The organism is Paenibacillus sp. GCM10027630 (assembly GCF_042676305.1).
GTDB lineage: Bacteria > Bacillota > Bacilli > Paenibacillales > NBRC-103111 > Paenibacillus_S.
This window is the reverse complement of the sequence record NZ_JBHTGY010000020.1, coordinates 1-13687: the sequence shown is the minus strand read 5'-3', so window position 1 is coordinate 13687 and position 13687 is coordinate 1. Positions and strand designations below refer to the sequence as shown.

General features: G+C 45.1%; 8 protein-coding genes, 11 tRNA genes and 2 rRNA genes. All 21 read right to left on the bottom strand.

The features are described 5' to 3' along the window. Positions 1-931 precede the first annotated feature (931 nt). Positions 932-2761, bottom strand: a complete 1830-nt coding sequence (gene glmS, locus ACFQ0C_RS10355; protein WP_258218128.1) for a glutamine--fructose-6-phosphate transaminase (isomerizing) — start codon at positions 2759-2761, stop codon at positions 932-934. Positions 2762-3243: 482 nt separating this feature from the next. Then, positions 3244-4584: a phosphoglucosamine mutase gene (glmM, locus tag ACFQ0C_RS10350; RefSeq protein WP_379366445.1), complete on the bottom strand. Its 1341-nt coding sequence runs from the start codon at positions 4582-4584 to the stop codon at positions 3244-3246. 61 nt (positions 4585-4645) lie between these two features. Next, positions 4646-5899 (bottom strand): CdaR family protein, encoded by a 1254-nt coding sequence (locus tag ACFQ0C_RS10345; RefSeq protein ID WP_379366443.1) that lies wholly within the window; start codon positions 5897-5899, stop codon positions 4646-4648. Further along, positions 5900-6709, bottom strand: coding sequence for a diadenylate cyclase CdaA (gene cdaA, locus ACFQ0C_RS10340; protein WP_258218125.1), 810 nt, complete (start codon positions 6707-6709; stop codon positions 5900-5902). It abuts the gene before it with no gap. A gap of 139 nt (positions 6710-6848) precedes the next feature. Next, positions 6849-7460, bottom strand: a complete 612-nt coding sequence (locus tag ACFQ0C_RS10335; protein ID WP_379366440.1) for a zf-HC2 domain-containing protein — start codon at positions 7458-7460, stop codon at positions 6849-6851. A gap of 74 nt (positions 7461-7534) precedes the next feature. Next, on the bottom strand, positions 7535-8101 hold the full coding sequence (sigW, locus tag ACFQ0C_RS10330) for an RNA polymerase sigma factor SigW (RefSeq protein WP_258218123.1): 567 nt from the start codon (positions 8099-8101) through the stop codon (positions 7535-7537). A 54-nt stretch (positions 8102-8155) separates the two neighbouring features. Then, positions 8156-9037, bottom strand: a complete 882-nt coding sequence (locus ACFQ0C_RS10325; protein WP_379366437.1) for an EamA family transporter — start codon at positions 9035-9037, stop codon at positions 8156-8158. A gap of 103 nt (positions 9038-9140) precedes the next feature. Further along, positions 9141-11933, bottom strand: coding sequence for a phosphoenolpyruvate carboxylase (gene ppc / locus ACFQ0C_RS10320; protein WP_379366448.1), 2793 nt, complete (start codon positions 11931-11933; stop codon positions 9141-9143). A 307-nt stretch (positions 11934-12240) separates the two neighbouring features. Then, positions 12241-12314: transfer RNA gene (locus ACFQ0C_RS10315), tRNA-Gly, on the bottom strand. A 6-nt stretch (positions 12315-12320) separates the two neighbouring features. Further along, positions 12321-12397: transfer RNA gene (locus tag ACFQ0C_RS10310), tRNA-Pro, on the bottom strand. A gap of 60 nt (positions 12398-12457) precedes the next feature. Next, positions 12458-12534, bottom strand: a tRNA-Arg gene (locus ACFQ0C_RS10305). A gap of 18 nt (positions 12535-12552) precedes the next feature. Beyond that, positions 12553-12627, bottom strand: a tRNA-Gly gene (locus ACFQ0C_RS10300). A 9-nt stretch (positions 12628-12636) separates the two neighbouring features. Next, positions 12637-12716 (bottom strand) — tRNA-Leu (locus tag ACFQ0C_RS10295). Between the two features lie 10 nt (positions 12717-12726). Beyond that, positions 12727-12802 (bottom strand) — tRNA-Lys (locus ACFQ0C_RS10290). Between the two features lie 6 nt (positions 12803-12808). Further along, positions 12809-12883, bottom strand: a tRNA-Gln gene (locus ACFQ0C_RS10285). A gap of 15 nt (positions 12884-12898) precedes the next feature. Continuing rightward, positions 12899-12974 (bottom strand) — tRNA-Thr (locus tag ACFQ0C_RS10280). 40 nt (positions 12975-13014) lie between these two features. Beyond that, positions 13015-13086 (bottom strand) — tRNA-Glu (locus ACFQ0C_RS10275). A gap of 6 nt (positions 13087-13092) precedes the next feature. Beyond that, a tRNA-Thr gene (locus ACFQ0C_RS10270) sits at positions 13093-13168 on the bottom strand. A gap of 3 nt (positions 13169-13171) precedes the next feature. After that, a tRNA-Asn gene (locus tag ACFQ0C_RS10265) sits at positions 13172-13247 on the bottom strand. A 133-nt stretch (positions 13248-13380) separates the two neighbouring features. Further along, positions 13381-13497 (bottom strand): 5S ribosomal RNA (gene rrf, locus ACFQ0C_RS10260). A gap of 93 nt (positions 13498-13590) precedes the next feature. Continuing rightward, positions 13591-13687: ribosomal RNA gene (locus ACFQ0C_RS10255) — 23S ribosomal RNA — on the bottom strand; the annotation flags it as partial.

Below are 13687 nucleotides of genomic sequence, written 5' to 3'. Positions count from 1 at the left end.
AACAGAAACCAGCTCCTCCTTCTCTTCTTCTCTTCAACTTACTACAGGGTGAAATCCTGCGAATTCATGAGCCTGAGTGAGGAAACTGAATCATTTCGAGGGAGCTTAACGCCGCCGCTGCCAGTCTAAAGCTTTATTTTCTCAGTCTATAACTTTATTTTCATCAGACACCTAGTTGCCTTACATTTGGAGATGATAAGAAAACGACTTTTAGAAGCATTCCATCTTGATTAACATTGTACGATGGTAGCTTGCATTCTCGCCCAACCGCTATCTTGCCACGAATAGTAAAAATTGATTTAAGATGAACTTGCATCAAGACCCACCTCTATTCTAAAATATGTGAGTTGCTGTAAAATTCTTTGCGTTTATTAGATTCGTGAATTGAATTAAACAATCCTGCCCGTTACCTCCTCCACGCAGCTAAAAAAGCATTCACCCAGTAGAGTGAACGCCTAATTACTTCAAATCTTTATTGTCTACTTCATGACTTCATTGTTACTTCAAAACATATTAATAATCCAATAGTCATTTTTCCATTTTCCTCAATTCAATCTTTAGCTTAATTATCTCTAATACTTCTTTGCGATCAAATTGAGTTAAGGATTTATTTAATTTAAGCAGTAACACTTCTTCTTCTGATAATAAAGAATATCCCAAATAGATGAATTGCAATTGCCTTGCTCAATCTCACTTAGATTCCCCTGAGAAATACCTTTGCAAACTCTACTTGATTAAGATTATTTAGTTTTCGTAACTTTCGAATATTTGACCCAATGTATTTCAAAAAACACACTCTTTTTACAGGCTAATAAGTTAGAAAAGTCCCGACATATCAGTTCTGATATCATCGGGACTTTTCTTGTTAAGGCCATTCAATTACCAACTTTAATGTCACTGGACAATAATAATTGCAATCACACTTTACAACTTACTCCACCGTAACGCTCTTCGCCAAGTTACGAGGCTTATCAACGTCATTGCCACGTGCAAGAGATGCGTAGTAAGCAAGCAGTTGAAGAGGAATAACGGATAATGCCGGGCTAAGCAGTGGCAGTGTATTTGGAATCGAGAATACTTGATCAACAGCCTTAACCAATTCCGTTTCACCCTCGGAGTGCAATCCGAAGACGTAAGCGCCGCGCGCTTTCACTTCCTTAATATTGCTCACTGTTTTCTCAAACAGATCATCCTGTGTAGCCAAGGCGATGACTGGAATGCCTTCTTCGATCAGGGCCAATGTGCCATGCTTCAATTCACCGGCTGGGTAAGCCTCGGAATGAATGTAAGAAATTTCCTTTAGCTTCAAGGAACCTTCCAATGCTACCGCATAGTCCAATCCGCGGCCAATAAAGAACAAGTTGTTATGCGACGCTACTTGCTCCGCCCAATCCTTGAAAGCTTCACCCTGCTCCAGGATTTGTTCCACCTTAGCCGGAAGCTCCTTCAGCTCAGTAACTACGCTGGCAATATATTCTCCATCTTGTGAACCTAACGTTTGCGCTAAATACAAACCAAACAAGTAGAATGCAATCAGCTGAGACGTATAAGCTTTAGTTGAAGCAACAGCTATTTCTGGTCCAGCCCAGGTTACGATAACATCATCCGCTTCACGCGCAACTGAGCTGCCAACAACATTAGTGATAGCAACAACATGTGCTCCACAGCGCTTCGCTTCCCGAAGAGCAGCTAACGTATCTGCTGTTTCACCCGATTGGCTGACAACGATAACCAGCGTGTTAGGCGTGATGATCGGAGAACGGTAACGGTACTCAGAGGCCACATCCGTTTCTACCGGGATACGTGCGAGCTTCTCAATAATGCTTTTGCCGACCAAACCTGCATGATACGCAGTACCGCAAGCAATAATATGCACCTGCTGAATCGATTTGACCTGCTCTGCTGTCATCTTAACTTCGTTCAATATAACCTTAGTTCCACTTTCATCGATCCGACTGCCCATAGTGTCGCGGTAAGCCTTTGGTTGCTCGTGGATTTCTTTCAGCATAAAGTGATCGAATCCGGCTTTTTCTGCGGTAATAATATCCCAATCGACATAAAATAATTCCCGGGAAATAAAATTCCCTTCCAGCGTCATCAATTCGACACCGTCTTTCGTCAATACTGCCATCTCACCGTCATTCAAAATATACACATTACGCGTATAATCCAAAATAGCCGGGATATCGGAGCCAATGAAGTTTTCTCCCTCTCCAACACCGATAATCAATGGGCTCGACAAACGGACAGCTACCAGCTTCTCTGGCTCATACTCCGTCAACACGCCCAAAGCAAAGGCGCCGGTCATACGAGTAACCGCTTTTTGCACGGCCTTAACGATATCTCCCTCATACAAGCTAGCAATAAGATGAGAGATTACCTCCGTATCGGTTTCAGAAACAAATACATGCCCTAATGCTGTTAATTCTTCTTTCAAAGCTACATAGTTCTCAATGATTCCGTTGTGCACGACAGAAAACTTTTGTGAATTATCCGTATGAGGATGCGAGTTAACATCCGATGGTTTACCGTGAGTTGCCCAACGTGTGTGTCCAATACCAATGAATCCGTTCAAAGGCTCTACGTCCAATTTGTTTTCCAAATTGACTAATCTGCCTTTAGCTTTTTTGATTTGCAAGCCTTCATCTGTAAATACAGCTAATCCTGCAGAGTCATAACCACGATATTCAAGCTTTTTCAAGCCTTCAATTAATATATTTTGAGAATTACGATTACCTACATATCCAACGATACCGCACATAAGGGATAGAACCTCCTGAATTTAGAAAAACAAATAACCGATCGATCATGTTGGACTCTTGTGCATCCGGTCGCCCAGATGGTTTGCTTTCCAACTTAACGGTAGTTTCGTCTACCGGAAGGTCCCCGCCGAATGTTTCGAACACCTTCACCTCGTCAACTTGCGAGCGGCTGCCACAACAAGAATCACCTGCCATCCTTTCAAAAAGGACTGTATTCCTGCCGACACCCCCACAAGCTCTGGCGCTGTTAAGATACTACCTCTACCCACCTTTCCATATCCCAAAATAAAAAAAGCATACTAACATCTTATTCATTTTCATAACCAAGTGCAACAACAATTTTCAAACGGTTTTCATACTCAAAATTCATGAAAAATCCCCCTTTGACTCGCTTCAGGGGGATGTAAGAATGAAGGATGATTGCAATTACCAGAGAACAACCCATTGCCTGAGAACCTTAATCAGCAGTATAGCTTACCTATTAAGAAAGCTCTCTTTCAATAATGTCGGCTATATCCTGCACATACGCTTCTACCTGAGCTCTGTCAGGACCTTCAGCCATTACGCGAATCAACGATTCCGTACCTGACGGTCTGACCAGCACGCGGCCATTGTCTCCGAGCTCTTGCTCCACCTTACGGATCGCATTCTCAATAGTCGGGTTGTCTTTCCATTTGCTTTTATCCGCTACGCGTACATTAACCAGCTTTTGCGGGTATTTGCGCATAATTTTCTTCAATTCGCTTAAAGGCTTGCCCGCCTGTACCAATGTATCCATTAGCTGCAGCCCTGTAAGAATACCATCTCCGGTTGTATTGTAATCCAGGAATATCACATGGCCCGACTGTTCTCCTCCGAGATTGTAGCCGCCCTTGCGCATTTCCTCCATCACATAGCGGTCGCCAACAGCCGTTTTGGCAGCTTTCAGTCCCACTGCTTCAATGCCTTTGAAGAAGCCGATATTGCTCATAACCGTAGTTACTATCGTACTATGCTTCAGCAATCCTGCCTGATTCATCGCATACCCGCAGATACTCAATAGGAAATCCCCATCTACCTCCGCTCCAGTATCGTCAATAGCAATAAGTCGATCCGCATCGCCGTCAAAAGCCAGCCCAAGCACAGCCTTATGCTCTACTACGGCTTTCTGCAAAGCCTCAGGGTGCGTGGATCCGCAATGGTCATTAATGTTCCGGCCATTGGGCTCAGCACCTATTGTAATAACCTCAGCTCCCAGTTCCTCGAACACCTTCGGTGCTAGCTCGTAGGCAGCACCATGAGCACAATCGAGCACAATTTTGAAGCCTTTAAATGAGGATCTTACCGAAGCTTTAACATATTCCAAATATTTGAATTTAGCTTGATCATCATCGGTAGCTGTTCCCAGATCTCCGCCTGTTGGCCGCGGCAGCTCATCAGCTTCAGCATCCATCAGTCTCTCGATTTCCAACTCCGTGTCATCGGACAGCTTGAAGCCGTCGCCGCCAAAAAACTTGATGCCATTATCCTCAACAGGATTATGAGAAGCAGATATCATAACTCCGGCATCCGCCTTCATAAGCCGAGTTAAATAAGCAACTCCAGGAGTCGAAACGACACCCAGACGCACTACGTTCGCGCCAATGGACAGCAGCCCTGCTACCAACGCAGCCTCCAGCATGCTTCCCGAAATTCGGGTATCACGGCCAATAACTACAGTAGGCTTCTCTACCTGTCCGGCCAATACATATCCGCCGCAGCGGCCAATTTTATAAGCTAATTCCGCAGTAAGCTCTTTGTTTGCTATCCCGCGTACTCCGTCTGTGCCGAAATATTTCCCCATATCTCTATCTCCCTTTTTAAATTACTTTATAAACCCCATTAATTCTTTTCTCTATAAAATACTATTGCTTTGCCGCATTAGCCGGACGAGCGCTAATCTCAACGGTAGCCTTCAAGTCCTGCTGTGGTGCTTTTTTTATAAACGTAGGCAGGTTCCAGCTTACAGGCAGCTCATGGCGTCCCGGAGGCAGGTTGCTTACATCAAGAATCCCTTGAACATCCGCAGCCTTTACCTTTTCAACTAACGCAGAGGCTCCTTCAATGATTAGACTTGTCTTTCCTCCCTCAGGCAGCACCACTTTCGTGTCAAAGCCATCATTCTGCCCGACGATAGACAGCGGAATTTGCTCCAATGTCTTCGTTACAGAGGGGACAATAATAATCTTAACCTCTACCTTGCTTGGGTCCAGCTGTGTCACCTTATTCCGTAACGGAATATCCAAATTGAACGAATACTCCTTCTCTTCCTTCAGATCGACTAGATTTATGCTAGGTCCCTCATAAAATTCCAACCGGTTGAGCACATCCTGTGGCCCATACACCGTTACTTTATCGGTATTCTGTACCAATGAGGCGACACTGTAGCCCCGCGGCGGCTCACCCACCAGCTTCAGCTGCAGGGGCACCGTTGTAAACGGACTTGTAATCGGAACCTCTACATCCACTACGGCTGGATTTATAGCTACCATTTCCATAGCTTTACCGTTCTTGTCGTAGGCAATGAGGCGTGCTTTATTCGTAACGGGGGATTGAGCCTTCTCTACATTCACATCTGCTCTTACCGATTCAACCGCTTCAATATTTGCACTCGGCACGGTTACCGTCACCTTGTTCGGCTTCACGATGGGCTGACCCGCTTTTAACCCAACCGCAGGAATCCCTGTTACATTAACGGTTACCGGCATTTGCTTGTTAGACTTCTCATCTATAATAACCTTCGCACTAGATGGGCTGATTTTGACCGTCACATTCGTTGGAAAGCCAACAGCGGTAAGAGGGACGATGTGCTCTCCCTTGCTCACATTCGTTAAATCAAGCTCTACGGAGTAATTGCTCGCATTCATCGCCTTTTTGAGCGCGGCATCTTTTCCTGTTATAGTTACAATAACTTGTGCAGGTTCGACCGTTTCCAGATAAAACTGGCTGCTATCATATTTGGGAGTTACAGAAACATTAGAAATTTGCTCTTCACGAACTCCATTGCTGCCTGTCCCTGCAAGAGTACTATCCTCCATATGAACGACGGCCCACAGCAGAATACCAATAATCAGCGCCAGCACTTTAACTACATTCGTATTACGCAGCCATTGATCCATTTATCGCTTCCTCCATTTCCAAATGGAGTTTTTCTTTTCCTTGGCTTTGGTCTTGGATTTTAATTCCTCGAACAGCTTGGAAAGTAAAGTTTCTTCTTTAATATCTCGGATTACATGCCCATTCATCGCCAGGGATACCTGTCCCGTCTCCTCAGAGACTATAACACAAATCGCGTCGGATACCTCACTCATTCCAATTGCAGCGCGGTGGCGCGTACCTAATTCTTTACTTATAAAAGGATTCTCGGATAGCGGCAAATAACAGCCGGCTGCCATAAGCTGGTTGTTGCGAAGCAGAACAGCTCCATCATGCAGCGGTGTATTGGGTATGAAAATATTGATTAGCAACTCCGAGCTGATGTGGGATTCTATAGAAATACCGGACTCTATGTAATCATTCAAGCCGGTTTCCCGTTCAAACACGATCAAAGCCCCAATTTTGCGACGCGCCAAATAATTGACCGATTTGAGCACCTCGCCAACCCGGCGATTAATCTCTTGGTCATCCTCAGTAGCGCTACGGCTAAATAAAGTACCACGGCCCAACTGCTCCAGCGCCCGGCGCAGCTCAGGCTGAAAAATAATGATCACGGCCAAAACCCCAAACGTGAACATTTGATTCATCATCCATTGCAGCGTGTTAAGCTTAAACCAGGTGCTAAGCGCCCAGGTCACGACCACCACAAAAATCCCTTTTAATAATTGGATGGCCCGCGTTCCTCTAACAAGCAAAATTAGTTTATAAATAACGTAGCTTACAATTACTATATCAATAATATCTTTAATACTGATGGCTGGTATGAAATCCATCACATCTGCCCCCAAACGATACGCAGCTATCTATAATCTCTATTTTACTTCAATACATTAAATCATAACACAATATGAACAAAAAACCCTCCCTTTCGCAATGCTTTTAGGGAGGATTTTTGAAATTGGTGCATTTGGCCTATTTGGCCTCCGATATTTTAGCTGCCCAATCGTTCATTTTAAACCAGAGCCAGCCGAACGCTTCATCAATCTGTGTAACCTGGCCTGATATATGAGCGGTAGACGCCAAATTCACAGAGCCGTCAATCACCACAATATTCCCTTTAATATCCCCATCAACCTGCAATTTACCGTTCTCTACCATCAAGTTACCCGCAACCGTTTTTCCCACTGGTACCAGTACTGTATCCCCTTGTATGACTACAGATTGAAGATCCGTTCCCTTTACTAGAAGCTCCGAGTCTTCATTCCACAACGACATGAAACTTCCCATCATCACGAGAACAAACACAGCAGCCACCGAAGCCGCAGGATGCCTCCTTACCCAGCGCCACCATGGTCTTGAGCTTTTAACGGGCGGCAAAGACTGCATTACACGTTCAGTTAGCCCCGGAGATACCTGCTGTTTAGGCCAAGCTTGTATCATTGCCTCAACCCTTTCAAGCTGAGTCAATCGCTCGCGACAAGTCGGACATATAAGCAAATGCTCTTTCAGGCTTAAGGCTTCCGTACCTCGCAAACCGCCGTCCAAATACTCGTGTATCAGAGGGAGGGCTTCCTTACATTCCATATTAGCCTCTCCTTTCTAAATCCAATTTAGCTTGTTATACCATACGTATCAGAAATAGATATGTTTCAAAAAAACTACAAAACATGCTCCAACTTTTTACGTAAATATTCCCTGCCGCGATGCAGTCTCGTTTTTATCGTTGTAACCGGCATGGACAGCACCTCACTGATTTCCTGAAGCGACAGGTCCTGTAGGTAGCGCAAAATAACAACCGATTTATATTTCTCCGGAAGGGTATCAATGGATTTGCGGATTTCAGTTTGTGTTTCTGACAAAATAACCTGATCATCCGGCGTATCATCATGACTCGGCAGCATGGAATACCAATCGGTACCTTCTCCATCGTTCATTTCAGCATCCAAAGAATAGTTCGGTTTTCGTTTCCGCAAACGGTCAATACACAGATTGGTTCCTATTCTATAAATCCACGTTGAAAATTTTTGATTCTCATCGTATCTTTCTAAATTGGTGTACACTCTGAGGAATGTTTCTTGCACAATCTCCTCCGCTTCATGACGATTATGCAGCATCCGATAAGCAAGATGGAAGATTTTATCCTTATACAATTCAACCAACTCTGCAAAAGCAGCCCTGTCACCTTTTCGGGCCAATTTTGCGAGTCTGACATCTATATGATCCAACCGACATTCCCTCCAAACATACGCGCCCGTTACAACTTTACAGCATCGTAGCCGTTAAGATGGTTTCTTTTTCTCCGCAAGGATAATTCCTGCCAATATTAGAAGCATACCAAACCATTGCCCTACATGTACAGTCTCCCCCAAAATGAATAAAGAAGCAACAATCCCAACCGGTAATTCCATGGCCCCAAGCATTGCTGCTAACGTGCTCCCGATTCGCGGTATACCGATCATAAACGTTATAGTTGGAATAGCTTGCCCCAAGGCTCCGAGCAGCAATCCCCATGCAATGAGAGATCCTCCACTTGGCTGGAGAAAAAATAAAGGAGGGTACATGAGATACAACAGCGGCAAAGCCGAAGTGAGCATTACGGCGGATTTCATTAGCGGGTGCATCGTTGTTTTCAATCTTCCAGCCATAAACAAAAAGAAGCTGTAAGCGACAGATGAACCAAATCCCAGCATTAGCCCCTTAACCGTAAAACGGCTCCAGTCAGCTTGAAATATTTCAACGGAAAATAAGGTGCCCATCATAATTATTGCTACAGCAAGCCATTGATTGCGCCTCGGCCATGTGCGGTTAGCAATAGACTCCATTATAATAGTAATCCAGGTAAACTGAAACAATAGGACTATCGCTACTGTCGCATCGAGTTCAGCTAAAGCTGCATTATATAATAACGTACACATCGACAATCCCAAAATGCCAACCAATGAAAGCTGAATCCAAGGACCCTTGAACGGATTGCTCCAGGCTTTTCGTTGAAAAAGCACCAGCACCCACAGTATTACCGCTCCCATTGTCATTTGGCTTGAAGTTATGTGCATTTCCTGCCAGCCAGCGTTATAAGCTGTTTTAATGATCGGTGAAAGGAGCCCATAGCTCGATGCGCCAATAATAACTAGAAGAACCGCCAGCCATCTAGAAATCCCCATTTTTTCTCCCCCCCTCATTAGAGCGATCCCTCATACAAAAAAAGCCGGATAGCCTGGTAACAGGCCACCCGACTTCTTCACGGAAGTTTCTCCCTATAACATATCAGCCTGTATTTCTAAGACCTGCTGCAATTCCATTAATGGTAAGAAGAACTTCGCGCAGCAAAATCATATCCTCTTCTTCGCTGTGCTCTCTATGTGCTCTCAATTCTGTAAGAAGCTGTACCTGCATGTAGCTAAGCGGATCCACATATGGGTTACGAAGCCTGATCGACTCTTGAATAACAGGAACATTGTCAAGAATTTCCTGCTGACCGCTAATCTTGAGAATAAGATCGGAGGTACGATCGTATTCCTCGCTGATTTCAGTGAAAATACGCTCGGCTATTGCTTTATCCTTGATCATACTTCCATATTCCTTGGCAATAAGCAGGTCTGCTTTGGCTAGAGCCATTTGCAAATTATCAACTAGCGAGCGGAAGAAAGACCAGTTGTTGTACATTTCCTGCAATACCGCCAGGTTTGCTTCATTTCCTTGGTAGAAGCTGTACATTCCGCTGCCAGCCGCATACCATGCAGGGAGCAAATAACGGCTTTGGGTCCATGAGAATACCCAAGGAATTGCGCGCAAATCCTCGAAACGATCGCTATTCTTCCGTTTAGAAGGTCTGGAGCCAATGTTAAGCTCACCAATTTCAGGCAACGGAGTAGACTCCTTGAAGAAGGTCAAGAAATCCGGATCACGGAAGATCAGATCCTGGTACTTCGTTTGCGCCTTCTCAGAAATATCCCGCATGATATCTTCCCAATGCTCCTCAGATACTTCACTCTGAGGGTTGCGTGCACCAAGAGCGGCTGAAATAAGCGCGGAGGTAGCTTGCTCCAAGCTGCGGTAAGCAATCCCCTTCATGGAATAGCGGGAAGATAATACTTCACCTTGCTCGGTAATTTTAATGCCTCCACCGATCGTATCCGCTGGTTGTGCCAAAATGCTGCGATTAAGCGGCATTCCGCCACGGCCTAATGCTCCGCCGCGACCATGGAAAAACTTAAGCTTCACGCCGTGCTCCTTAGCAGCATCAGTAATACTGCGCAGAGCAACTCTGAGCTCCCAGTTAGCTGTAATTACGCCGCCATCCTTATTACTGTCGGAATATCCCAACATAATTTCCTGCAGATGGTTCGTACTTACCAGACTGTTGCGGTAGGCCGGAATCTGATATAGCGTACGCATAATATCAGGCGCTGCATGCAAATCATCTATAGTTTCGAATAATGGAGCGGCTTGCAGCGTACATGTTATCGAGCCATCGGCCTCAATACGGTACAACCCTGCTTCCTTCGCAAAAACGAGCACTTCAAGAAGATCGCTTGAGCCACGCGTCATACTAATCAAGTAGCTATAAATACAGTTGCGTCCAAATTCCTCTTGAGCCTTCTTAATTACATGGTACACATTCAAGCACTCAAGAGTAGCTGCTGAATAGTCCATGTAAGACGAAGTAATTGGTCTAGGCTCCGTCAGCAAGCTGCTGAGCAATTCAATCTTCTCTTGCTCGCTCAATGCCGCGTAGTCAGCACTAATACTCATCTTCGCCAGAATCTCTGACATCGCATTCTCATGCTCTTGACTGTGCTGTCTTACGTCCAGGGAAGCCAAGTGAAAACCGAATAGTTCTACTTGACGAATCAATTTGGCAATATACGAATCAGCAATAAAATCAGCAAAGTGATTCCGCAAGCTGCGCTCAATAATTTTCAGATCAGCTATAAATTCCTCAGGAGAATTGTACTTGCGTTCCGAAGTGATGTTTGGATTGGCTGCGTTCAATATTTTTTCAATCATATAAGTAACCTTAATTCGATAAGGCTCCTTCTCGTTACGCCATACTTCATGTGAACGCAAATCCAAGTACTCGCGGTCCGATTGAATCGAATCCAACAGTTCACTTGTTACCTCAACAATATTTTTGCTGAAGCTTAAGTGCTGTACGAAATCGCGCAGCAGCTCTTCGTATTTCTGAAGTGCCAATTCACGATGAAGCGTTAGTGTTTCCCAAGTTACTTTAGAAGTAACGGAAGGATTTCCGTCGCGATCTCCACCAATCCAAGAACCGAACTTCATAAATACGGGAACATGCCAAGCCTCTTCCGGATAATATTTCTGCAAACACCGTTCCAGCTCTTGATACACTTCAGGCAGCACATCAAACAACGTTTCATCAAAATAATACAAGCCATTACGTACTTCATCTATAACTGTTGGTTTCCGGTCTCTAAGCTCATCCGTCTGCCAAAGGGTAATAACTTCACCCAATAGCTTGCCACGAAGCTGCTCACGCTCACGGAACGTTAAATTAGGATTGTCCAATTCCATAACATCGTTAGCAATCCGTTGATGGATATCCAGCACTGCGCGGCGGGTTGCCTCTGTAGGATGGGCAGTCATAACCAATTCTAACGAAATGCCCTGGATGATGTTATGTACATCCGAAGTGGAAATTTCTTTGTTCTTCAAATCACGCACAACATCCTCAATAGACCCTGGTTGTACATTTTCACCGGCAGAACGTTCATAATCGCGCTTACGGCGAATCCTGTGATTCTGCTCCGCAATATTGATCAGTTGAAAATAAATAGAAAACGCACGAATAACCTGATGCCTCTTCTCAGGGACCAGGGAAAGTATTGTTTCTTTAAATTCATCGTACAGCTCGGGTGCATACTGATCGCGAAGATTTTTGCTCATCTCTCTTATTTTCTCTACGATGACCAATAACTCATTACCGCCTTGGTGAACGAGTACTTCTCCTAGAATATGCCCCAGAAAACGAACGTCTCTACGCAATAAATTGTTCGACGTGTTTTTGTTATTCAAGTTGACTGATTCCGACATCATTCTTCCTCCATCCTTACCTAAGATCATAATGAACATTTTATCACAACAACGCATTACCATGCAGTACTTTTATAAAGGAAATTATTAACCCTTATAACTATAAGCTATACTAAGCTGTTATTTAAGGCTGTTACTCAATAAGGATACTGCTGCTTACGTAAGCAAAAACAGAACAAATCGTATTCAACTATGGATAATCAGTTGGAATCCGGACGTGGATGTCCCCTATATACAATTCCACAATGGCGCCCCAGGTCGATGATTCAACAAAAAAAGACCCTAAGGTCTCTTGGATTGTTAAATATGGAGCGGGTAAGGGGAATCGAACCCCTGCTACCAGCTTGGAAGGCTGGAGTTCTACCATTGAACTACACCCGCATAAAATGGTCGGGATGACACGATTTGAACATGCGACCCCCTGGTCCCAAACCAGGTGCTCTACCAAGCTGAGCTACATCCCGATGGTATATGTAGTGTACTAAGAAGTTCACTGCATAAGCATACTATCTTTAAAGTAATAATGGCGCGCCCTGAGAGATTCGAACTCCCGGCCTTTTGATTCGTAGTCAAACGCTCTATCCAGCTGAGCTAAGGGCGCAAATGCAATTGTAAAGATTGGAGCGGAAGACGGGAATCGAACCCGCGACCCTCGCCTTGGCAAGGCGATGCTCTACCGCTGAGCCACTTCCGCAAAAAAGAATGCGCGTAGAGGGACTTGAACCCCCACGGTCGCCCGCTAGATCCTAAGTCTAGTGCGTCTGCCAATTCCGCCATACGCGCGCTGTAAAAATGGTGAGACATGTAGGATTCGAACCTACGACACCCTGATTAAAAGTCAGGTGCTCTACCAGCTGAGCTAATGTCTCATACAATGGCTGGGGATCTAGGATTCGAACCTAGGCATGACGGAGTCAAAGTCCGTTGCCTTACCGCTTGGCTAATCCCCATTATTCGAATATCACTGGTGCCGCCGAGAGGACTTGAACCCCCAACCTACTGATTACAAGTCAGTTGCTCTACCAGTTGAGCTACAGCGGCACGCTCGACGCTGAGAGGATGGAACCTCGTGTCATAACAATGACCCGTAGGGGACTCGAACCCCTGTTACCTCCGTGAAAGGGAGGTGTCTTAACCACTTGACCAACGGGCCTTGCAATGGAGCTTCCAACCGGAATCGAACCGGTGACCTCATCCTTACCATGGATGCACTCTACCTACTGAGCTATGGAAGCATATGGCTCCCCGAACAGGACTCGAACCTGTGACAACTCGATTAACAGTCGAGTGCTCTACCAACTGAGCTATCAGGGAATATAAGGTAAGTGGTCCCCATAAAGTAAACAGTAAATTAGAAATACTTTATGGGGCCTGTTTGCTTGGCAACGTCCTACTCTCCCAAGACCCTGCGGTCTAAGTACCATTGGCGCTGGAGGGCTTAACGGTNGCTTGGCAACGTCCTACTCTCCCAAGACCCTGCGGTCTAAGTACCATTGGCGCTGGAGGGCTTAACGGTCGTGTTCGAGATGGGAACGCGTGGTTCCCCTCCGCCATCATCACCAAACGAATGTCAAGGCTTGCACCCTGAAAACTAGATCCGAAACAAGCAGCGTCGAGCAACGCTTTGTTCTAACGATGTTACACATCGTAGATATTTATGGATAAGCCCTCGACCGATTAGTATTCGTCAGCTCCATACCTTGCGGCACTTCCACCCCGAACCTATCAACCTCGTCGTCTTCAAGGGGTCTTAC